The organism is Streptomyces sp. NPDC087270 (genome assembly GCF_044744625.1).
Taxonomy (GTDB): Bacteria; Actinomycetota; Actinomycetes; order Streptomycetales; family Streptomycetaceae; genus Actinacidiphila.
Map to the genome: position 1 here is coordinate 17,256 of NZ_JBIUYR010000022.1, position 21,886 is coordinate 39,141.

At 72.3% G+C, this 21,886-nt stretch carries 19 protein-coding genes; 5 read left to right on the plus strand and 14 right to left on the minus strand.

What is annotated here, in order from left to right:
* The first annotated feature begins 35 nt into the window (after positions 1 to 35).
* Positions 36 to 728 (plus strand): phosphatase PAP2 family protein, encoded by a 693-nt coding sequence (locus tag ACIPAE_RS33390; RefSeq protein ID WP_402450438.1) that lies wholly within the window; start codon positions 36 to 38, stop codon positions 726 to 728.
* Between the two features lie 40 nt (positions 729 to 768).
* On the opposite strand, the gene ACIPAE_RS33395 is transcribed toward ACIPAE_RS33390, so the two are convergent.
* Positions 769 to 2,367: an FAD-binding oxidoreductase gene (locus tag ACIPAE_RS33395; RefSeq protein WP_402450440.1), complete on the minus strand. Its 1,599-nt coding sequence runs from the start codon at positions 2,365 to 2,367 to the stop codon at positions 769 to 771.
* A 1,014-nt stretch (positions 2,368 to 3,381) separates the two neighbouring features.
* Between ACIPAE_RS33395 and ACIPAE_RS33400 the strand changes: the two genes are divergently transcribed.
* The gene (locus tag ACIPAE_RS33400; RefSeq protein ID WP_402450587.1) at positions 3,382 to 4,257 is read left to right on the plus strand and encodes a hypothetical protein; all 876 of its coding nucleotides are present in this window, start codon (positions 3,382 to 3,384) and stop codon (positions 4,255 to 4,257) included.
* A gap of 131 nt (positions 4,258 to 4,388) precedes the next feature.
* Positions 4,389 to 4,562, plus strand: coding sequence for a hypothetical protein (locus ACIPAE_RS33405; protein WP_329366291.1), 174 nt, complete (start codon positions 4,389 to 4,391; stop codon positions 4,560 to 4,562).
* Between the two features lie 107 nt (positions 4,563 to 4,669).
* Here the strand turns inward: ACIPAE_RS33405 and ACIPAE_RS33410 are convergent, their stop codons facing one another.
* On the minus strand, positions 4,670 to 5,002 hold the full coding sequence (locus ACIPAE_RS33410; RefSeq protein ID WP_329366290.1) for a metal-sensitive transcriptional regulator: 333 nt from the start codon (positions 5,000 to 5,002) through the stop codon (positions 4,670 to 4,672).
* 184 nt (positions 5,003 to 5,186) lie between these two features.
* Here ACIPAE_RS33410 and ACIPAE_RS33415 point away from each other — a divergent pair, with 184 nt between their 5' ends.
* On the plus strand, positions 5,187 to 5,807 hold the full coding sequence (locus ACIPAE_RS33415) for a DUF47 family protein (RefSeq protein WP_329366287.1): 621 nt from the start codon (positions 5,187 to 5,189) through the stop codon (positions 5,805 to 5,807).
* A gap of 5 nt (positions 5,808 to 5,812) precedes the next feature.
* Positions 5,813 to 6,808: an inorganic phosphate transporter gene (locus ACIPAE_RS33420; protein ID WP_329366285.1), complete on the plus strand. Its 996-nt coding sequence runs from the start codon at positions 5,813 to 5,815 to the stop codon at positions 6,806 to 6,808.
* 147 nt (positions 6,809 to 6,955) lie between these two features.
* On the opposite strand, the gene pstB is transcribed toward ACIPAE_RS33420, so the two are convergent.
* The 12 genes from pstB to ACIPAE_RS33480 all read right to left on the minus strand — a co-directional run bounded on the left by pstB (position 6,956) and on the right by ACIPAE_RS33480 (position 21,880).
* Positions 6,956 to 7,732 carry a phosphate ABC transporter ATP-binding protein PstB gene (gene pstB / locus ACIPAE_RS33425; protein ID WP_329366283.1) on the minus strand — a complete coding sequence of 259 codons (777 nt, stop codon included), beginning with the start codon at positions 7,730 to 7,732 and terminating at the stop codon, positions 6,956 to 6,958.
* 42 nt (positions 7,733 to 7,774) lie between these two features.
* Complete coding sequence (gene pstA / locus ACIPAE_RS33430) at positions 7,775 to 8,857, minus strand: phosphate ABC transporter permease PstA (protein WP_329366282.1); 1,083 nt, start codon at positions 8,855 to 8,857, stop codon at positions 7,775 to 7,777.
* Entirely contained in the window at positions 8,854 to 9,837 is a 984-nt protein-coding gene (gene pstC / locus ACIPAE_RS33435; RefSeq protein ID WP_329366280.1) for a phosphate ABC transporter permease subunit PstC, read from the minus strand. The genes pstA and pstC overlap by 4 nt, the downstream gene beginning before the upstream one ends.
* 108 nt (positions 9,838 to 9,945) lie before the next feature.
* On the minus strand, positions 9,946 to 11,097 hold the full coding sequence (gene pstS, locus ACIPAE_RS33440) for a phosphate ABC transporter substrate-binding protein PstS (RefSeq protein WP_366413534.1): 1,152 nt from the start codon (positions 11,095 to 11,097) through the stop codon (positions 9,946 to 9,948).
* A gap of 425 nt (positions 11,098 to 11,522) precedes the next feature.
* Positions 11,523 to 11,942 carry an NUDIX hydrolase gene (locus tag ACIPAE_RS33445; protein WP_328467476.1) on the minus strand — a complete coding sequence of 140 codons (420 nt, stop codon included), beginning with the start codon at positions 11,940 to 11,942 and terminating at the stop codon, positions 11,523 to 11,525.
* Positions 11,939 to 13,201: a CHAD domain-containing protein gene (locus ACIPAE_RS33450; RefSeq protein WP_402450448.1), complete on the minus strand. Its 1,263-nt coding sequence runs from the start codon at positions 13,199 to 13,201 to the stop codon at positions 11,939 to 11,941. The genes ACIPAE_RS33445 and ACIPAE_RS33450 overlap by 4 nt, the downstream gene beginning before the upstream one ends.
* Positions 13,179 to 15,440, minus strand: a complete 2,262-nt coding sequence (locus tag ACIPAE_RS33455) for an RNA degradosome polyphosphate kinase (RefSeq protein ID WP_366413537.1) — start codon at positions 15,438 to 15,440, stop codon at positions 13,179 to 13,181. The genes ACIPAE_RS33450 and ACIPAE_RS33455 overlap by 23 nt, the downstream gene beginning before the upstream one ends.
* Before the next feature lie 573 nt (positions 15,441 to 16,013).
* Entirely contained in the window at positions 16,014 to 16,955 is a 942-nt protein-coding gene (gene mshD, locus ACIPAE_RS33460; protein ID WP_402450451.1) for a mycothiol synthase, read from the minus strand.
* Positions 16,952 to 18,148 (minus strand): MFS transporter, encoded by a 1,197-nt coding sequence (locus tag ACIPAE_RS33465; protein WP_329366268.1) that lies wholly within the window; start codon positions 18,146 to 18,148, stop codon positions 16,952 to 16,954. Before ACIPAE_RS33465 ends, mshD begins: the two co-directional genes overlap by 4 nt.
* A gap of 113 nt (positions 18,149 to 18,261) precedes the next feature.
* The gene (locus ACIPAE_RS33470) at positions 18,262 to 19,740 is read right to left on the minus strand and encodes a sensor histidine kinase (protein ID WP_402450454.1); all 1,479 of its coding nucleotides are present in this window, start codon (positions 19,738 to 19,740) and stop codon (positions 18,262 to 18,264) included.
* A complete protein-coding gene (locus ACIPAE_RS33475; RefSeq protein WP_402450456.1) occupies positions 19,737 to 20,474 on the minus strand; it encodes a response regulator transcription factor in 738 nt (245 codons plus the stop codon). Before ACIPAE_RS33475 ends, ACIPAE_RS33470 begins: the two co-directional genes overlap by 4 nt.
* Before the next feature lie 155 nt (positions 20,475 to 20,629).
* On the minus strand, positions 20,630 to 21,880 hold the full coding sequence (locus tag ACIPAE_RS33480; RefSeq protein ID WP_402450459.1) for a trypsin-like peptidase domain-containing protein: 1,251 nt from the start codon (positions 21,878 to 21,880) through the stop codon (positions 20,630 to 20,632).
* Between the last annotated feature and the right edge of the window lie 6 nt (positions 21,881 to 21,886).

Consider the following 21,886-nt stretch of genomic DNA (forward strand, 5'->3'; position numbering starts at 1 on the left):
GTTCCAGTTGCGTTGCCCGACGAGGGGTGGACCCGATGGCGAAGGTCACAGGCGACACCGTGAACCCCGACGTCAGCCTGCTGCGCGGGATCAACGGCCTGTCCGGGCACGCCTCGCACGGCGTCGACCGGGCCGTGGCGTGGGCCGGCGGATACGGCCTGGTCGCCCTGGCCCTGGTGCTGGCCGTCTGGTGCTGGTGGCGGGTGGCCCGGCGGGCCGAGGACGCGCCGGCCGCGGTCGCCGGCGTGCTGTGGTCGGGACTCGCGGCCGGGATCGCGACGCTGCTCGACCTGCCGATCCGGGCCTTCGTCCAGCGGCCCCGCCCCTACGCCGACCACGACGGCCTCCATGTGCTGGTCCACGACGGCGGCTACTCCTTCGTCAGCGTGCGCAGCGCCGTCATCGCCGCCATCGCGGTCGGGCTGTTCACCGTCGACCGCAGGTTCGGCGTGATCGCGCTGCTGGCCGCGCTCGCCGAGGGCTTCTGCGACATCTACGTCGGCACGCACTACCCGACCGACGTGATCGGCGGGTTCGCGCTCGGCGCCGCCACCGTGCTGCTGCTGACCGCGCCCGCCCTCGCGCTGCTCACCCGGCTCACCACCGGGGTGGCCCGCGGCCGGGCCGCGGTCCTGGTCCGTTCCTCACCGCGCGCCGCCCCCGCGGCCAGGCGGCTGGGCCCACGCAAGGTCCGGCACAGCTCCACCGACAAGGACCTGGCGGCGTAAGGACGGTGTGGCGGCGGGGTCGCACGGTCGGGGCCGGCGGCTACAGCGCCTGCGGGAAGTCGAAGAGGCGGTGCGGGTCGAGCTGCTTCTTCAGGGCGGTCAGCCGGTCGGCGTTCGGTCCGTAGTACGCGGTGCGCCAGTCGGTCAGCGACGGGTCGGTGTAGTTCTGGTAGGCGGCGCCGGACGCGTAGCGGCGCAGGGCCGTGTGGGTGTCGTCCAGCCATGAGGTGGCGGACAGTTCGTGGGAGGCGAGGTACTGCGCCAGGAAGCGCGAGCCGCGGTGGGAGAAGGCGGTGGCCGTGGCGGAGGGGCGGTTGACCGCGCCGCCCAGCGCGGTGAGGGCGATGCTGCCGGCGCCGCCGCCGGACTGGCCGGCGAGCTGCTGCAACCGGCCGATCAGCGCCTGGACGCCGCCGGCCGGCAGGTTCACGTCGTAGAAGTCGGAGCGCGCGGTGTACGTGTCCCGCTCCAGGCTGCCGACCGGGGCGAGATGGCACTGGGCGGCGCTGCGGCCCTCGCAGCCGGCGTAGGAGAACATCGCGTCGACGTAGGTGTGCGGGCGCAGGGACACCGAGGTGGCGGGGGCGCCGACCGCGGTGGCCAGCCGGTCCGCGGCGGCGGCGAGGTCGTCGCGCGAACCGGTGGAGGTCATCGCGACCGAGACGGTGGGGCTCTGGCCGACCGTGCAGTTCAGGTCGAGCGCGGACCAGATGTGGTCGGGCAGGTCGGGACCCCAGCTCTGCCAGCCGCCGACCAGGTCGGCGGCGCGGCTCCACGGCCAGGTCAGATAGCCGGTGACCACGGCCGGCACCGGGTGGGTGGCGAACGTCAGGGACGTCACCACGCCGAAGTTGCCGTTGCCCGCGCCGCGCAGCGCCCAGAAGACGTCCGGCTCGGCGTCGGCGGACACCGCGTGGCTACGGCCGTCCGCGGTGATCAGCGTCGCGCCGATGAGGTTGTCGCAGGTCAGCCCCATCGAACGGCTCATCACGCCATGACCGCCGCCGAGCGTGAGCCCCGAGACGCCCACCGACGGGCACGACCCGCCCGGGATCGTCCGGCCGTACCGCGCAAGGGTGTTGTAGACGTCGATGAGTTTGGCGCCCGCGCCGATCGTGGCGGTCGTGCCGTTCACCCGGATCGAGTCGAGCTTCGAGACGTCCACGATCAGCCGGCCGGTGCCGCTGGACCAGCCCGCGTACGAGTGGCCGCCGCTGCGGACGACGGGCGTGATGCCGGTACGGCGGGCGAACTCCAGGCAGGTGCGGATGTCGTCGGCGCCGGTGACATACGCGAGCGCGGCCGGCCGGAGCGAGTCGAAACGGGTGTTGTAGAGGCGGCGGTCCACGTCGTACCCGCTGTCCTGCGGGCGCACCAGCGACCCGTCCAGCGACCTCGCCAGCGCCGGCCAGTCCGGCTTCACCGGTGACGGGGTGCCCGACGCGGTCGGCTTCGCGGACGAGGGCGTCCCCGAACCCGAGGCGGGCGCGGGCGCTTTCGCGTCGTCCCCGCCGCCGTCGCCGCACCCGCTCAGCGCCGTCGCGGCCAGCACCCCGCCGCCCGCCTTCAGCGCGGTCCGCCGCTTTACCCTGCGGGGGCTTTTGCCGACAATCCGGCTCCGGTTTTCTCCCCGGCCCATGCGTTCCACCGTCGCATCCACGCGTGTGGCCCGAACCCGGGCCTGGAGGCGGGTGCGTTCCGCCACACCCGCACCTTCAGAAACCCAAGACGCCGCATCACCTCTGCCGGTTGCGATCACTTGCTGGGCGGCCCCCATGTGCCGGTGGCCCCACCGAACCCGCCGCGGGTGCCCGGCCGGCGGGCCCGGTGCGCCACGGAGGTTGGCTGGTCGCGCAGTTCCCCGCGCCCCTGAGTATGTGCGCCTGCTCCGCAGCGCACCAGCCCGTAGCGGGTACGGAAAGCCGGCAACGGCGCGCTCAGCCACTTACGGACGGGGGGTCCGGGGACCGTCCGGACGAGGCACCCCCGGGCGGGGGGTAAGCGCGGTGGAGCCGCACAAGTCCGGGGGCGTGGGGAACTGCGCGCGCAAGTGGCCACCGGCGGGGGGTCCGGGAACCGTCCGGACAAGGCACCCCGGGCGGGGGTAAGCGCGGAGGAGCCGCACAAGTCCGGGGGCGCGGGGAACCGCGCGCAAGGGGCCACCGGCGGGGGGTCCGGGGACCGTTCGGACGGGGCAGGGCGGGCGGACAGGGGCGCCCTCAGTTTGGGTGGTCTTCCGCGTCGCGGCGAGCACGGTCCCGCGCCCGGCGAGCCGGCCCCTTCCACCCGCACGAGCACCGCGCCACCGCGAAGGCACCCCGTTCGACGACGGCCACGTCATGACGGCCATCACCGCCGGAGGCACACCCCGTTGTTCCGACATCGGACACGACTCCACCGTAACGGGCGTGACGGCCCGCTCAAGACCGTCGTTATCCCGGTGAGACCCAGCCGGTAGGGCGGGTGCAGGGATGGACGGGCGATGGTGGCAACGGTGACCCCAGAGGCGGGCACGACGAGTGCGACAGCAGACGGCGGGCCGACGGACGCCCACCGCCCGGACCGCGGGCAGCTCGGGCGGAACGGGCAGCTCGGGCGGAACGGGCACCGCGGCCGCGCGACACCGCGGAGGTCCGCGGCCGCGGCCGCCGCGCTGGTGTGCGCGGCCGCACTGGCATCGGGCTGCGGCGGCCCGGCCGCGGGCACCTCCGCCGGCTCGACCCCCGCGGACGCGGCCCAGACCCGCGCCGTCACCAACGCCGCCGACACCCTGGTCAAAGCGGGCAGCTCGAAGGTGGTCACCGCGATGCGGATGGCCAGCGGCGGCACCTGGGTCACCATCACCGGCACCGGCGGCTTCGACTACGCCGAGCAGCGGGGCGAGGTGGTGGTGCTGCTGCCCAAGGACGCGGTCGGCAAGGAGGAGCACAAGCCGATCACCGAACTGATGACGCCCGGCGCCCTCTACATGAAGAACCGCGGCGCGGGCGTCCCCGCCGGCAAGTGGGTCCGGGTGGACACCACCCGCCTCCCCGACGGGAACCTGGTCACCGGCGGCGCCACCGAACCGCTGGCCGCCGCCGAACTGCTGCGCGGTGCCGAGGACGTGACGTACTCCGGCACCGAGCAGCTGCAAGGCGTCCAGGTGCGGCACTTCCGGGGCACCACCGACATCGCGAGGGCCGCCCGGATCGCCTCGCCCGCGGTGCGCGGCCCGCTGAGCGCCGCGGCGGCGGGCTTCACGGTGACCCGGGTGCCGTTCGACGCGTGGCTGGACGCGCAGGGGCGGCTTCGCAAGCTCACCGAGCGGTTCACGATGAGCACCACGGCCGACGGCAAGAGCACCGACCGCAAGGGCACCGCCGGGGGCGCCAAGGGCACCGGCACCCCGAAAAGCACCGGGGCCGCCGGCCAGGATGTGACAGTTGTCTCCACCACGACCTACGACGCGTTCGGCACCCCGGTCGCGGTGACCACGCCCGGCGGTACCGACATCTGGACCGGCAAGATCGTTTCTGCCCAGCCGTAGACCGGGGCACCGCCGGATCGGGCCTACTGGAAATGGTCCATCCGTGCCATGCGCCGGGTCACGTATGGTCCCTACGCTTGATGACGGCCGTTCGCAGGCGTACGGGGATGCGTAGAGGAGGTGGTGCGGGTATGGCGCCGTCGCCCATGACATCGGTGCAGGACGATCCAGTGGCGCTGGCCGAGATCGATCTGTGCGGCGAGCTGATGATCGCCGCTTCCGCCGCCGTCGAGGAGCGGTTGAGCTTCGACCGGATCGACGAGGTGCTGGAGGTCGCCCGGGTCCCGCTGGCCCAGGCGAACTAGCCCACCCCTACCCCCGCCCGCGCGCGACCCCGCCTCCGCCCGCGCCGCGCCCTGCCGCCACCCGGCACCGCGCCCGCGCCGCGACCCCGCTTCCGCGCGCGCCGCGACTACGTGCGCAGCAGTCGCGCTATCGCCGCCGTCGCCTCGGCGACCTTCTCGTCGATCTCCGGGCCCCCGCCGACCGCGGCCGCGGCCACGCAGTGCCGCAGGTGCTCCTCCAGCAGCTGGAGCGCGAAGGACTGCAGCCCCTTGGTGCTCGCCGAGACCTGGGTGAGGATGTCGATGCAGTACACGTCCTCCTCGACCATCCGCTGCAGTCCGCGCAGCTGACCCTCGATCCTGCGCAGCCGTTTCAGATGGGACTCTTTGTCATGGCTGTAGCCATGCGGCCCGTGCGGCTTCACAATCTCCCCGGCGACGCCTTCCGTGGCCATCCGCATGCCCGCCCTTCTGTCCCGTTATACCCCCGATGGGTATAGCTTACCGAATCGATACCCTGTGCGAGGCATCCCCTGTCAGGGGGACTTCGTCCGATGGGCGACACTGGTGGACGCCGGTTAGCCGCGGCCGGATGATGCACCTAGCATCAACGAGACCGAAACTCATGCACCCCGAGGACCTCACGTGCGCTTTCGTCTGACCCCCAGGGAGACGAGCTTCTATGACATGTTCGCCGCATCCGCGGACAACATCGTCACCGGTTCGAAGCTTCTGATGGAACTGCTCGGGGCCGATTCGCCGACCCGGACCGAGATCGCAGAACGCATGAGGGCGGCCGAGCACGCCGGGGACGACGCGACCCACGCGATCTTCCACCAGCTCAACTCCTCCTTCATCACGCCGTTCGACCGGGAGGACATCTACACCCTCGCCGGTTCGCTGGACGACATCATGGACTTCATGGAGGAGGCCGTCGACCTGGTCGTCCTCTACCAGGTCGAGGAGCTGCCCAAGGGCGTCGAGCAGCAGATCGAGGTGCTGGCCAGAGCCGCCGAGCTGACCGCCGAGGCGATGCCCAACCTGCGCACCATGTCGAACCTGACCGAGTACTGGATCGAGGTCAACCGGCTGGAGAACCAGGCCGACCAGATCCACCGCAAGCTGCTCGCGCACCTGTTCAACGGCAAGTACGACGCGATCGAGGTGCTCAAGCTCAAGCAGATCGTCGACGTGCTGGAAGAGGCGGCCGACGCGTTCGAGCACGTCGCCAACACGGTGGAGACCATCGCGGTCAAGGAGTCCTGACCTTCGTGGACACCTTCGTTCTGATCGTGACCATCGGGGTCGCGCTCTTCTTCACGTACACCAACGGCTTCCACGACTCGGCGAACGCCATCGCCACCTCGGTCTCCACCCGCGCGCTGACCCCCAAGGCGGCGCTGGCGATGGCCGCGGTGATGAACCTGCTCGGCGCCTTCCTCGGCTCCAAGGTGGCCTCCACCGTGAGCAAGGGCCTGATCGCCACGCCGCACGGCCGCAACGGGATGGCCATCCTGTTCGCCGCGCTCGCCGGAGCCATTGTATGGAACCTGGTCACCTGGTACTTCGGGCTGCCGTCGAGTTCAAGCCACGCGCTGTTCGGCGGTCTGGTCGGCGCGGCGCTCGCCGGCGGCACCCAGGTGCACTGGAACGGCGTGGTCGACAAGGTCATCGTGCCGATGTTCCTCTCGCCGGTGGTCGGCCTGCTCGTGGGCTACCTGGTGATGATGGCGATCCTGTGGTTCTTCCGCCGTTCCAACCCGCACAAGGCCAAGCGCGGCTTCCGGATGGCGCAGACCGTCTCCGCGGCCGCGATGGCGCTCGGCCACGGTCTGCAGGATGCCCAGAAGACGATGGGTGTGGTGGTGCTGGCGCTGGTGATCCACGACCCGAGCCGCGGATTCGGCATCCCGATCTGGGTGAAGCTGATCTGCGCGGCGATGATGTCGCTGGGCACCTACGCGGGCGGCTGGCGGATCATGCGGACCCTCGGCCGCCGGATCATCGACCTCGACCCGCCGCAGGGCTTCGCCGCCGAGACCACCTCCGCGGCGATCCTCTACACCACCTCGTACGTCTTCGCGGCGCCGGTCTCCACCACGCACGTCATCACCTCGGCGATCATGGGCGTGGGGGCGACGAAGCGGGTCAAGGCGGTCCGCTGGGGCGTGGCGAAGAACATCGTCGGCGGCTGGTTCATCACGATGCCGGCCGCGGCGGTCGTCGCCGCCGTCTGCTTCTACCTGGTCCGGCTGGTCTTCGGCTGACCCCCGGCCGGCTGCTCCGCCGGCGCGGCCACCTGGCGAACGGCCTCGCTGAACGGTCATGCGAAGGGCCCCGGCCCCCGCAAGGGGAACCGGGGCCCGCGCGCCCTGCGGTGGCACCGCCATGCAGCACCGCACGGCGGTCTGGGATCAGCCGAAGCGGCCGGAAATGTAGTCCTCGGTCGCCTGGACCGACGGGTTGGAGAAGATCCGCTGGGTCTCGTCGATCTCGATCAGCTTGCCGGGCTGCCCGACGGCGGCCAGGTTGAAGAACGCGGTACGGTCCGACACCCGCGCGGCCTGCTGCATGTTGTGGGTGACGATCACGATGGTGAAGCGTTCCTTCAGCTCCCCGACCAGGTCCTCGATGGCGAGGGTGGAGATCGGGTCGAGCGCGGAGCACGGCTCGTCCATCAGCAGCACCTGCGGCTCGACCGCGATGGCGCGGGCGATGCACAGCCGCTGCTGCTGGCCGCCGGAGAGCCCGGAGCCGGGCTTGTTCAGCCGGTCCTTGACCTCGTTCCAGAGGTTGGCGCCCTTGAGGGACTTCTCGACGATGGTGTCGAGCTCGCCCTTCTTGCGGACGCCGTTGAGCCGCAGGCCGGCCGCCACGTTGTCGTAGATCGACATGGTGGGGAACGGGTTCGGCCGCTGGAAGACCATGCCGACGGTGCGCCGCACCGTCACCGGGTCCACGCCGCCGGCGTACAGGTTCTCGTCGTCCAGCATCACCTTGCCCTCGACGCGGCCGCCGGGGGTGACCTCGTGCATGCGGTTCAAGGTGCGCAGGAAGGTGGACTTGCCGCAGCCGGACGGGCCGATGAAGGCGGTCACGGAGCCGGGCTCGACGGTCATCGAGATGTCGTCGATGGCCTTGTGGCTGCCGTAGTAGGCGGACAGGCCGCTGACGTCGATGCGTTTGGCCATGGTGGGGATCACTTCATTTCTCTAGGTCTGCTGATGGCCGCGTCAGCGACCTGAGTGCTGCGGCGCCTTCCAGCGCGCGATGAGCCGGGCCACGAGGTTCAGGATCATCACGAAGCCGATCAGGACCAGGGCCGCGCCCCAAGCACGGGCGTAGCTCGCCGGGTTGCCGTTCACGTACTGCTGGTAGATGTAGAACGGCAGCGATTCCTGCGGGCCCTTGAAGGGGTTGTTGTTGATGTACTGGGCGCCGTAGATCAGCAGGGCGACCGGGGCGCTCTCGCCGGCGATCCGGGCCAGCGCCAGCATCACGCCGGTGGTGATGCCGCCGATGGCGGTGGGGACGACCACCTTGGTGATGGTCCGCCACTTCGGCACGCCCAGCGCGAAGGACGCCTCGCGCAGCTCGTTCGGCACGAGCTTGAGCATCTCCTCGGTGGAGCGGACCACGATCGGCGTCATCAGGATCGCCAGTGCCAGCGAGCCGGCGAAGCCGGACTGCGGCGCCTTGTCGAAGGCCACGAACCACAGCGACAGGATGAACAGGCCCGCCACGATCGAGGGGATGCCGGTCATCACGTCGACGAAGAAGGTGACCACCTTGGCGAGCCAGCCCCGGCCGTACTCGACGAGGTAGACCGCGGTGAGGATGCCGATCGGGGTGGCGATGGCGGCGGAGATCGCGACCTGCTCCACGGTGCCGATGATGGCGTGGTAGATGCCGCCGCCGGGCTCGATGGTGAGCACGTTCTTCATCGAGTGGGTCAGGAAGGTGCCGTCGATCACGCCGGCGCCCTGCTTGATCGTGGTCTCGATCAGCGAGTACAGCGGCAGGACGGCCAGGATGAACGCGGACCAGACCAGGCTGGTGGCCACCCGGTCCTTGGCCTGGCGACGGCCCTCGACCTGGGCGGTGATCACGTACGACCCGGCGACGAAGAGCAGCAGCGCGATCAGGCCCCACTGGATGTGGCTGTGCAGGCCCGCGCCGGCGCCGATGGCGACGGCCACCACGATCGCGCCGAGCGCGATCGCCGGCGGTGTCCAGCGCGGCAGCCGCCGGGTCGCCAGCCGCGGGGAGGCGGGGAGGGCGGGGGACGGCGTCGCGTCGACAGCGGTCTCGGTCATGCGTTGGCCCCCGAGTACTCCTTGCGCCGGGCGATGATCAGCCGGGCGGCTCCGTTGACCAGCAGCGTGATGACGAAGAGCACCAGGCCGGACGCGATCAGGGCGTCCCGGCCGTACTGGGTGGCCTCACCGAACTTGGCGACGATGTTCTGCGAGAAGGTGCCGCCGGCCGGGTCCAGCAGGTGCGCGCTCAGGGTCGGCGAGGCGGACAGCACGGTTGCCACCGCCATGGTCTCGCCGAGCGCGCGGCCCAGGCCCAGCATCGAGGCGGAGATGATGCCGGAGCGGGCGAAGGGGAGCACCGACATGCGGATGACCTCCCAGCGGGTCGCGCCGAGCGCGAGCGCCGCCTCCTCGTGCATCTTCGGCACCTGCCGGATCACCTCGCGGCTGACGTTGGTGATGATCGGCAGGATCATGATCGCCAGCAGGATGCCCACCGTGAACAGCGAGCGCGGGGTGGAGTTCGGGTCGTCCTTGTGGAAGAGGACGGTCCAGCCCAGGTAGTCGTTGAGCCAGAGGTTGAGGCCGCGCAGGTGCGGCACCAGGAAGAGCGCGCCCCACAGGCCGTAGATGATGCTGGGCACCGCGGCGAGCAGGTCGATGACGTACGCGATCACGTCGCCGAGCCGGCGCGGCGCGTAGTGCGTGATGAACAGCGCGATGCCGACCGCGATGGGCACGGCGATGGCCATCGCGATCACGGCGCTGACCACGGTGCCGTAGGCGAGGACGGCGATGCCGAACTTCGGCGGGGTCAGGGCGGCGTTCCACTCGAAGGTGGTGAAGAAGTTCGCGTGGTCCTTGGAGATGGCGCTGACCGCGCGGACGGTCAGGAAGAGCGCGATGGCGCCCATGATCACGAGGACGAAGATGCCCGAGCCGCGGGAGAGTCCGGCGAAGATCCGGTCGCCCGGGCGGGTGACCGTCTTCGCCTGGGGCGGCGGCGGGGCGGTGGGGGGTGGTGCGGTGGTTGTCATGGGGAACTCCGGTCTGGGGTGGGGGAGGACTGCTCCCCCGGCGGCGGTGCACCGGATGTACGGCGGGCCCCGCGGTGGTCGTGTCGACCGCGGGGCCCGCCGCGTGGGTCAGGAGAGAGCGGTGACGGCGGAGCGGACCTTCGTGGCGATCGCGTCGGGCAGCGGGGCGTAGCCGGCGCTGGACAGCTGGCCCTGGCCGTCGGCGCTCGCGATGTAGTTCAGGAAGGACTTCGTCAGCGGCAGGGTGTCGGACTTGTTGCCCTTGTCGCAGGCGATCTCGTACGTCACCAGGACGATCGGGTAGGCGTTGTCCGCCTTGGTGATGTACGCGGCGCTCAGGTCGAGCGCCAGGTCGGAGCCGGTGCCGACGACCTTGGCCTGCGCGATGCCCGCGGAGGCGTTGGCGCTGCTGGCCTCGACCGGCTGCGAGGCGCCGGTGGCGATCTTGACGGTCGGGATCTGGTCGGCGGTCGCGTAGGACAGCTCGAAGTAACCGATCGCGCCCTCGGTCTGCTTGACCTGCGAGGCCACTCCGGAGGACTGGGCGACGGCCTGGCCGCCGTGACCCGCCCACGCCTTGGCGTGCGGGTACGGCCAGTCGGCCTTGGCCGCGCCACCGAGGTACTTGGTGAGGTTGTCGGTGGTGCCGGAGTCGTCCTGGCGGTGGAAGCTCTGGATCTTGGTGCTCGGCAGGCTGGCGCTCGGGTTGAGCTTCTTGATCGCCGGGTCGTTCCACTTGGTGATCTTGCTGTTGAAGATCTTCGCCAGGGTGGGGGCGTCCAGCACCAGGTCGTTCACGCCGGGCAGGTTGTAGCCGATGGCGATCGGGCCGCCGACCATCGGGATGCTGATGCCCTCGCCGCCGGTGCACACCTTCTTGGAGGAGGTGATCTCGTCGGGGGCGAGCGGGGAGTCGGAACCGGCGAAGGCGTCCGTGCCCTGGTTGAAGTCGATGATGCCCTGGCCGGACGACGACGGCTTGTAGTTGATCGTCGCGCCGGAGCACGCCTGCTGGTAGTTCTTCACCCAGGCTTCCATCGCGTTCTGCTGAGCGGTGGAGCCGGAGGACAGGATCTGTCCCTTGGCGCAGGAGATCGACGACGCGTTCGTCGACGAGCTGGCCGAACCGCTGGGCGCCGACGAGCTGTTGTCGCTGCTGTCGTTGTTGTCCGAACCGCAGGCGGTCAGGACCAGCGCGCCGGTAATCGCGACCGCGCCGACGGTCAAGGCCCGCAGTCCGCTCTTACGCTGAAGCTTCACCTTCGTGTGTTCCTTCCAAAAGCCCGCCGGTGGACGGCGAAGCAGAGGGTTTGGTGATCTGCATCCACCCGGCGCCTTGCTGCTCACCGGTAAGGCCGAAATTAGGCAGATCAGATGAAGCGGCCAACGGGGGAGAGTGAACGCGAGGTGAACCTCATCCGTCGGTGTGGTGGCCCGGCGTGGGGAGGCTGCTCGGATGAGCCGGGTGGGGTGCGCGAGGAGCGCGTGACCTGGGCATGGAACCGGCGCACGGATGCCCGCGGGCGCCGGCCGGAGGGCACGGCGGGACCGGGCGGCGGGGGCGCGCCGACGGTACGGGGGCACGCGCTGCGGTGCTTCGCCGCGACAGGGCGTGCGAGGGCGCTACGGCGACGGGCGCGCGACGGCGCTACGGCGGGACCGCGCCACGGCGCCCGCGAGGCCGGTCAGTCCGCCAGGGTGCCCAGCAGCGCGGTGATCAGCTCGCGGTCCCGGTCGTGGGTGAGCCGGCGCCGGGCCGCCTCCGGGGCGAGCCAGGCCACCCGGTCGACCTCGTCGTTGGGCGAGAAGGGCGGCGCGGCGGGCCCGGAGGGTGCCTCGGCGGCCCAGTACCTGACCTCCTTGGGGCGCCCGGCGGTCCAGTAGTGCGCGGCCGGCAGCGGCGTGCCGAGCACGCACTCCACGCCGGTCTCCTCCCGGGTCTCGCGCACCGCGGCCGCCGCGTGGTCCTCGCCCCGCTTCAACTTGCCCTTGGGCAGGCTCCAGTCGTCGTACCGCGGCCGGTGGATGAGCGCGACCTCGATCCCGCCGCCGTCCGCGGCGCGTCGCCACAGCACGGTGCCGGCCGCCCTGACCGTGGTGCTCATGACTGCCACAACCGGGAGAACGAGAAGCGGGCGGCCTCCACCTCATGCCGCTGGTCGGCGTGCAGCACCCCCAGCGCGTACGCGGTGGCCGGGGCGATCCGGGGGGTGCGGGCCGCGGCGGACACCGCGGCGGCCGACTCGGCGGCCTCGTGGTGCCGCTGGAGGACGAGCGCGGCCTCGGCCAGCCGCGGGTCGCCGTGGCCGCCGGCCCCGGGCACCTCGGCGGCGTACCGGCTCAGCCGCAGCAGGATGCGCACCTGGTGCCAGGGCGCGTCCTGGAGGTCCGCGGTGAGTTCGGCGCCGAGCGCGGCCTGCACCGCCTCGGCGTTGTACGGGTGCGCGGCCCGGCGCAGCGGCAGCGTGCCGGCCGCCTCGGCGAGCCGGGAGTGCGCCTGCTCGGCCAGCGGCGGCAGCACCGCCGCCGCGGGCCGGCCGGCCCGCGCGGTCAGCGGCACCTCGGAGGCGAGCACCGCGATGGAGTCGGCCAGCGCGTGGAAGCGGGCCGAGCCCATCGCCTGCAAGGTCGCCGAGTGCGCCCGGGTACGGGCCAAGGTGAGCTGCCGCTCCAGCAGCGCGGCGGCCCGCGCCGCCCCGACCGCCAGCGGCGCGCCGGCCTGCGTGGGAACCGGGCCGCGCGCGGCGACCGCCGCGACGCCGCCGGCTCCGCCCGACCGCGGCCCCGGGGCCCGGCCGCTCCCGCCCGGCTCCCTGCCGAGAGCGGCTCCGGCCGCCGCGTCCGTACGCCGGCCGTACGCCGGTCCGGCCGCGGGCGCGGGGCCGGGACCGGTCGCCGGGTCGGTGTCCCGCCAGGCGCCCTGGGGGAGCGGCGGAGGCGGGAGCGGGTCCTCGGGCGGGGTGAGGGCGGACAGCCGGCGCAGGGCGTCCAGGAGGCGGCCGAGCCGCACCGCGTACTGCGGCTCGCGGCCGAGGGTGGCGCCCAGCCAGCCCAACTCGGCCCGCATCGGCTCCGCCCAGGCCGGGTCGGTCAGCTCGCCGTAGGTGTGCAGCACGCCGGCGATCCGCCGGGAGCTGCCGCGCAGCAGCGAGTCCGCCACGGCCTCGTCGTCGCCGCGCACGCCGAGCCCGCGCAGGAACGCGGTCGCCTGCGTGCGCAGATAGGACGACAGCGCCTCGCCCGCGCTCCTGCCGTCGGCCCCCGTGCTGACGCCCACCGCGCTGCTCCCCGTGTCCGTGCCGTCGCCCGGTCGACCGGGGATCTCCTGTGCGAGCAGGTCGCTATGTTGCTGCTGACGGGCCACGCCGGCGCCTCCGGGCGTCGATGAGCATTTCCTGGACGTTGCGCAGCGGGCGGCCGTCGGAGTCGGTGCTGTGCCGGGTCCAGTCGCCGTCGGCCGCCAGGTGCCAGGACGCCGTGGCGTCCGACATCCCGGTCTCCAGCAACCCGTTGAGCGTGGCGCGGTGGCCCGGGTCGGTGACCCGTACCAGCGCCTCGATCCGGCGGTCGAGGTTGCGGTGCATCATGTCGGCGCTGCCCAGCCACACCTCGGGCTCGCCGCCGTTGCCGAAGACGAACACCCGGGAGTGCTCCAGGAACCGGCCGAGCACGCTGCGTACCCGGATGTTCTCCGACAGGCCGTCCACGCCTGGTCTGACCGCGCAGATGCCGCGCACCCAGATGTCGACCGGCACGCCGGCCTGCGAGGCGCGGTAGAGCGCGTCGATCACCACCTCGTCGACGATCGAGTTCACCTTCACCCGCACGTAGGCGGGGCGCCCGGCGCGGTGGTGGCCGATCTCGGCGAGGATGCGCTGGATCAGCCCGTCGCGCAGGCTGCGCGGGGCGACCAGCAGCCGGTTGTACGTCTCGCGGCGCGAGTAGCCGGACAGCCGGTTGAACAGGTGGGAGAGGTCCGCGCCGACCTTGGGGTCGGCGGTGAGCAGGCCCAGGTCCTCGTAGAGCCGGGCGGTCTTCGGGTGGTAGTTGCCGGTGCCGACGTGGCTGTAGCGGCGCAGGGTGTCGCCTTCCTGGCGGACCACCAGCGACAGCTTGCAGTGCGTCTTGAGGCCGACCAGGCCGTAGACGACGTGGCAGCCGGCCTCCTCCAGCTTGCGGGCCCACTTGATGTTGGCCTGCTCGTCGAAGCGGGCCTTGATCTCGACCAGCACCAGCACCTGCTTGCCCGCCTCGGCCGCGTCGATCAGCGCGTCCACGATCGGCGAGTCGCCGGAGGTGCGGTAGAGCGTCTGCTTGATGGCCAGCACGTCGGGGTCGGCGGCGGCCTGGTCGAGGAAGGACTGCACGGAGGTGGAGAACGAGTCGTACGGGTGGTGCAGCAGGACGTCCCGCTCGCGCATCGCGGCGAAGATGTCCGGCGGCGAGGCGGACTCGACCTCGGCGAGGTCGCGGTGGGTGCCGGCCACGTAGGGCGGGAACTTCAGCTCCTCGCGGTCCAGGGCGGCGATCGCGAAGAGCCCGGTCAGGTCGAGCGGGCCGGGCAGCGGATAGACCTCGGTGTGCTTCATCTTCAGCTCGTGGACGAGCAGGTCGAGCACCCGCGGCGCGATCGACTCCTCGACCTCCAGCCGCACCGGCGGCCCGAAGCGGCGCCGCATCAGCTCCTTCTCCAGGGCCTGGAGCAGGTTCTCCGCGTCGTCCTCCTCGACCTCCAGGTCCTCGTTGCGGGTGACGCGGAACATGTGGTGGTCGAGGACCTCCATGCCCGGGAACAGCTCGTCGAGGTGGGCGGCGATCACGTCCTCCAGCGGGACGTACCGCTGCGGGCTCGCCTCCAGCAGCCGGGACAGGATCGGCGGCACCTTCACCCGGGCGAAGTGCTCGTGCCCGGAGACCGGGTTGCGGACCACCACCGCGAGGTTCAGCGACAGGCCGGAGATGTACGGGAAGGGGTGCGCCGGGTCGACCGCGAGCGGGGTCAGCACCGGGAAGATCTGCTTGCGGAAGAGCGTGGCCAGCCGGGCCTGCTCCTGGCCGGTCAGATCGCCCCAGCGGATGACGTGGATGCCCTCGTCGGCCAGCTGCGGGCCGACGTCGTTCTGGAAGCAGGCGGCGTGCCGGGCCATCAGCTCGCGGGACCGGGTCAGGATCAGGTCCAGCACGTCGCGCGGCTGGAGACCGGACGCGGAGCGGGTGGCGACACCGGTGGCCATCCTGCGCTTCAGGCCGGCCACCCGGACCATGAAGAACTCGTCGAGGTTGCTCGCGAATATGGCCAGGAAGTTCGCGCGTTCCAGGAGCGGGGTGGACGGGTCCTCGGCGAGTTCCAGGACCCGCTCGTTGAACGCCAGCCAGCTGCGCTCGCGGTCCAGGAAACGGCCCTGCGGGAGTTCCTCGCCGAATTCCTCGCCCGCCTCGGCCAGCCCGGGCGGCTCCGGGTCGAGATCGGGGACCACTCGCGGCCGGAAAGCGCCGTCGGGGGTGCTGAAGGTGCCGTTCGCGGCGTGCCCGCCCGTGCCTCCGGCAGTCTGAGCCGCCTGGGCGGTCTGCGCGGGTACATTCGGGTGGTTTGTCTGGGCCATGGGTTTCGAGCCCTCCTCCGGTTCCGGCACATCCGCCACATGGGCGGCCCCCGTACGGCGGCCGACGGCCGTCGCTCCATTGTCCCGTGTACCTGCGGGTTTCGGCAGGTCGGGCGGGGGTGTGGGGGGCGGGGCAGCGTGCTGCACCCAGCGATGTTCGCAAGCGCGGTTGAATGACCGGTAAAGAGAGCATTGCCGTCAGGCAAGCGGGGTGCTTCCAGCAAGGGTGCGCTCACCCTCCGGGGTGCCCCCACGCGCCCCTGAGTATGCGCGGCTCTTCGCGAGGTGCCCAGAACTTTCTCCGCGGCGAGCACCTCCCACAAGGGGCGCGGGGAACTGCGCGCCCAGCAGTCCACCCACAGAAGTTCCGGCGACCCCCGCAGCAGCAGCCCGGGCGGTCGTCCGGTGCGACAAAGCACCCGGCGGAGCAAGTGCGCCAGGGCCGCTGGAAAGAAGCGACGTTCCTTTCGCGGAGGAGCCGCGCATACCCAGGGGCGCGGGGAACGGCGCGACAAGCCCCCCACCGGGGGGCCCGGAACCGACAGGACACATCACCCCGGGGGTCGGCGGACCCTAGTTCTCCGTGCGGTACATGAGGTCGGTTTCGTGGGTGGTGAAGCCGAGGCGTTCGTAGACGGCGAGGGCGGGCGCGTTGTCGGCGTCGACGTAGAGCATGGCGGTGGCGAGGCCGCGATCCAGGGCGAGGTGGCGCAAGCCGATCGCGGTGAGCGCGCGGCCGAGACCGCTGCCCTGTTCGCCCGGGGCGACCCCGACGACGTAGACCTCGCCCAGCCCCTCGGCCGCGTGCACCTTGGTCCAGTGGAAGCCGACCGGTTCGGAGCCGCGGAAGGCGAGGAAGAACCCGGCCGGGTCGAACCAGGACTCGGCGATGCGGTCGTCGAGGTCGGCGCGGGTGATACCGCCCTGCTCGGGGTGGTGCGCGAAGGCCGCCGCGTTGACCGCGAGCCAGGCGCTCTCGTCCTGCCCGGGCACGAAGGTGCGGACGGTGACGCCGTCGGGCAGCCGGGGCTCGGGCACCCCGGCGGGCTCGGCGTCGAGCGGGCGGCGCATCTGCCGCAGCTCGCGGAAGAGTTTCATGCCGAGCCGCTGTGCGAGGTGCCGGGCGGCGGGGTGCCCGCCGTGCGCCCACACCCGCAGCCGCCGGTCGGTGGCGGCGAGCAGCTCCGCCGCCAGCGCCTGCCCGTGGCCTTGCGAGCGGCGCTGGGGGTGCACCACGAACTCGGCGGACGGCGCCTCCACCGGGTCGGTGCCGTCGATCTGCCCGTAGCCGGTCAGCTCCTCGGCCGTCGTGCCGTCCGGTCCCGGCCGCGGCGTCGGTGTCCACAGCAGCAGGTGCCGTACGCCGGGGCGGCCGGCCTTGCGGATGTGCAGCCGGCCCTGTTCCGACACGGCCGGCTGGCCGTCCTCGGCGGCGGCGGCCTCGATCAGGTCGAGGACGGCCCGGGCGGCATCGTCGGGCAGATCGGTGCGGGTCTCGATGCGGCGGTCGCTCATGCCGTGATCGTACGGCGCGGCTCCGTGCCGTCCCGCGGTGCCACCTGGGGTCGTACCGGGATGATCGCGGCCGACACGCAGGCGGTCGCGGCGGCCAGGACGAAGCCCGGCCAGTAGGCGGTCGCCGAGATCAGCGCGGCCATCGCCGGGGGCACCACGGCGGCGGTCAGGTTCTGTCCGGTGTTGTGCACGCCCAGCGCCCGGCCGGACCAGGCCGCACCGGCCCGCTCGGCGGTGGAGGTGAAGGACAGCCCGTTGGTACTGGCCGAGATCGCGATGGCGACGACCAGCAGGACCGGCGTCAGCGGGGACGGGAAGGCGGTGGTCAGCGCGGTGGCGCCGATCACGACGGCGGTGACCGCGGCGAGCTGCCGCATCGGGCGCATCCGCTCGCCGACCGCGTCGGACCAGCGCCCGACCAGGATGCGGGAGACCGCGCCGAGCCCCTGGGCGACCGCGATGAGCTGTCCGGCGTGCACCGACGACCAGCCGCGCACGTCGACCAGCAGCACCAGCGCGAACGCCCCCGCGGTGAACTGCGGGATCACCAGCAGCGCCGCCGAGCCGTGGATGCGCCACAGCACGTTGGAGCCGCGGTACGGGTTCGGCGCGGGCGCGGCCGCCGCCTTCCGCGTCCGCGCCGGGTCGGCGGCGAACAGCGCGATCAGCACGGCGATCACCCCGCAGGCCACCGCGAGGAAGCCGATCGCGCCGGGCAGGCCGTGCGCGTCCGACAGCGGCGGCATCGCCAGCGCGGCCACGCCCATGCCCAGCGGCGTGGACGTCTGCCGGATGCCCATCGCCAGGCCGCGTTCCTTCGCGGCGAACCAGCCCATCACCAGCCGGCCGCTGGCGGAGTAGACCGAGGCGCCCGCCGCGCCGGCCAGCACCAGCAGCAGTCCGAGGGCGAGCATGCCGTGCGCGGCCCACGCGGCCAGCGCGAGGGCGCCCGCCGCCAGCCCCAGCCCGCAGGCGATCACCACCCGCTCGCCCCATCGGTCGGCCGCGGCGCCCCACAGGTACAGGGCGAGCACGAGACCGGTGGTGGGCGCCGCGACGAGCAGCCCGACCTCGGTCAGCGACAGGTGCTCCTGCTTGCGCAGGGTGTCGGCGAGGTACGGGATGCCGTAGACGAACGCGCAGGCGGCCGTCTGGGCCGCGGTTCCCAGGGCCAGCATCAGCCAGCGACGCATGGGTGCACCTCCTCGGTAGGTGGTGCACCCAACTATGTCGGCTCACCGAAGGGTGAGACAGACTATTCCGAATAGTGAGACGGATTCCGGCGGTGCCGTGAACCGCGGGTGCCTCAACTCCCGCTGGGCGGAGGGAAGTCGGAGGGCGGGACGTCGGACGGCTGGGTGTCGGGCGGGAGGTCCGGCGGAGCCGTCGGCGCGCCCGGCAGCCGTAGCGCCGCCAGCGTGCCGCCGCCCGGCGCCGGGGAGAGCGACACCTCGCCGCCGGCCTGCTGCGCGGTGCGGGCCACGATCGACAGCCCCAGGCCGCTGCCCGGCAGCGACCGCGCCGACGGCGAGCGCCAGAACCGCTCGAACACGTGCGGCAGGTCCTCCGCCGGAATGCCCGGGCCGTGGTCCCGCACCGTCAGCAGCCCGCCGCGCAGCCGCACCTCGATCTCCCCGCCGGGCGGGGAGAACTTCACCGCGTTGTCCATCAGGTTCACGATCGCCCGCTCCAGCGCGGCCGCCTCCGAGCGGACGAACCACGGCGCCACGTCCGCGACGATCTTCAGGTCGGGGCCGCGCAGCCGGGCCCGGGCCAGCGCCGTCTCCGTCACCTCGTGCAGCGCCACCACCTGGAGCGTCGGCCCCGCGTCCGGCCGGGACAGCTCCTGGAGGTCCCCGATCAGCGAGGCCAGCTCCGTCATCTGCGCCTTCACCGACGCCAGCAGCGCCTTGCGGTCCTCCGGCGGGATCGCCCGCCCGGTCGCCTCGCTGCGCTCCAGCAGCTCGATGTTCGTCCGCAGGCTGGTCAGCGGCGTCCGCAGCTCGTGCCCCGCGTCCGCGATGAGCTGCTGCTGGCGGTCCCGGGACGACGCCAGCGCGGCCGTCATCGAGTTGAACGACGCGGACAGCCGGGCGATCTCGTCCTGCCCCTCGACCGGGATGCGGACGTTCAGGTCCTCGGTCCGCGCGATGTGCTCCACGGTCTGGGTGAGGGTGTCCACGGGCCGCAGTCCGGTCTGCGCGATGAGCAGGCCCGCGCTGGCCGCGCCGACCGCGCCGATCCCGGTGACGGCGAGCAGCACCCAGGCGAGGGTGGTGAGCGGATCGGTGACGACGCTCAGCGGGCGGGCCACGGACAAGGCGACCGGTTGTGTCTGGTCCTGCAGGATCAGCCGCACGTTGGTGTTCACGGTGTACACGCGCAGCGCGGTGCCGTCGCTGTGCACGGTGTGGGTCACGGAGACCCGCTGCGGTCCCGAGGTCGCGATGCTGCGGTCGGCCGCCGTCGTCGCGAACGTCTTGGTGCCCGTGATCAGGCAGGTCTTGCCGTCGGGCAGCACGATCTGGGCGGACACGCTCGACGGGTTGATGTTGTACTGGCCGTTGTCGGGCGCCGCGGACTGGCAGGAGAAGGGACCGAGACGGCTGGCGCGCGAGAGTTGCTGCGTCGCGTCCTCCACGCCCTGGCTGAGGGACCTGTCCAGCTGCGAGTTCAGCTCGTTCCGCGTGATCAGCCAGCAGGCCAGCGCGGCCAGCGCGACCGCGATGAGCACCGCGGCCGCCGTGAGGATGGTGAGCCGGGAACGCAGGGGAAGGCGGTTCACGCGTGCCCGCCGTCGGGGGCGCGCAGCACGTAGCCGACGCCGCGCACGGTGTGCACCAGCCGCGGCATGCCGCCGGCCTCGGTCTTGCGGCGCAGGTACATCACGTACACGTCGAGCGAGTTGGAGGACGGCTCGAAGTCGAAGCCCCACACCGACTTGAGGATCTGCTCCCGGGTCAGCACCTGGCGCGGGTGGGTCAGGAACAGCTCCAGCAGGGTGTACTCGGTGCGGGTCAGCTCCACCTGCTGCCCGGCCCGGGTGACCTCGCGGGTGGCCGTGTCCATCCGCAGGTCGGCGAAGGTGAGCGCGTGCGCGTCGTCGGTCCGGCCGGGCGGGGTCGCGTACGAGCTGCGGCGCAGCAGCGCGCGCAGCCGGGCGAGCAACTCGTCCAGTTCGAAGGGCTTGACGAGGTAGTCGTCGGCGCCGGCGTCCAGGCCCGTGACGCGGTCGCCGACGGTGTCCCGGGCGGTGAGCATCAGGATCGGCGTGGTCACTCCGCTCGACCGCAGCCGGCGCGCCGTGGTCAGGCCGTCCATCCGCGGCATCAGCACGTCCAGCACGATCGCGTCGGGGCGGTAGCTGTCCGCCTGCTCCAGCGCGGCGAGTCCGTCGGCGGCGAGTGCGGTGTCGTACCCCTCGAACGCCAGGCTGCGGCGCAGCGCTTCCCGTACGGCCGGCTCGTCGTCCACGATCAGCACCCGCGCGGGCGCCTCGCCGCTCTCCCCGTTGCTCATCCGTTCCCTACCTCATGACCCGTCTGTGGTGTCCCCAGCGTCGCACGTCATCCTCGGCGGATGGCGTCGTTGCGCGTGCGCGGCTCGTCCCCGGCGTGCGGCCGTACGACCGGCCACCCGCCGGGGGACGTTCCGGCGACCACCGCGGGCACCTCCTAGTTGCTGTCCCCGCCGGCCCTCAGGTGCGCGAGGTCGGACGTGACGGTGTTGATCGGGATGGCGAACCCGAGCCCCACGCTGCCCGCGCTCGACGAGGAGGAGCTGCTGTCGGAGGAGCTGGAGTACATCGCCGAGTTGATGCCGACGATCTGCCCGCTCATGTTGATCAGCGCGCCACCGGAGTTGCCCGGGTTGAGCGACGCGTCGGTCTGGATCGCCTTGTACGTGGTCGTGGTGCTGCCGGTGCTGCCGTTGTACTGGTTGCCGCCGAAGGAGAACGGCCACTGGTCGCCGCTGCCGCCTCCGCTGCCCCCGCCGTAGCCGTAGCCCTGCTGGCCCTGGCTCTGGTCCTGGCCCTGGCTCTCCTCGACCGGCACGGTCACATCGCGGTTGAGCGCGGAGACGATGCCGCTGGTCACGGTGTCGCTGAGGCCCTCGGGCGAGCCGATCGCCACGACCTGGTCGCCGACCGCGAGCCCGGAGGAGTTGCCGAGGACCGCCGCGGGCAGTCCGCTCGCGCCGTTCACCTTGATCAGCGCGAGGTCCTTCTTCGCGTCGGTGCCGACCACCGACGCGGACGAGGTCTTGCCGCTGCTGTAGGTGACGGAGATGCTCTGGGCGCCCGCGATCACGTGGTTGTTGGTGATGATCTGGCCGTTGGAGGTGATGATGACGCCCGCGCCGGTGGACTTGCCGTCGCTGAGGGTCGCGTTGATCTCCACCACGCTGGGGTTGACCGCCTTGTACACGCCGGCCACGGAGCCGTCCACGGCGGAGGCGTTGACCGCGGCGGCGGACGCCACGCTGTTGCCGGAGTTGTCGGTCGCGTGCCCGATCAGCGCGCCGGCGCCGCCGCCGATCACACCCGCGGCCAGGGCCACCGCCGCGGCGAGCGCGAACGGCCGGCTCATCCGGCGGCGCCGGTGCGGGACGGGCGCGGCACCCAGGGGCGCGGCACCCACGGCCGCGTAGCCGGCCTGGTAGGCGGGCGGCGGCGGGTAGCCGCCGGAGCCGGTCGCGGTCTCGGGGGCCGGGGGAACCACCGACCCCTGGATCACGGTGTGCCCGGGCTCGCCGCCGCCGTAGTACGGGTCCTGGTAGCCGCCCCCGGAGTGCGGGTGGGGCTGCACGGGCGGAGCCGCGGGGGTGGGCGACTCGGAGTACGGCGCCTGCGGGTCGGGCTGGAGCGGAAGCTGCGGGTCGTACGGAAACTGGGGTTCGCCGTTGCGGCTGCTCTCGCTGGTCATGCCTAC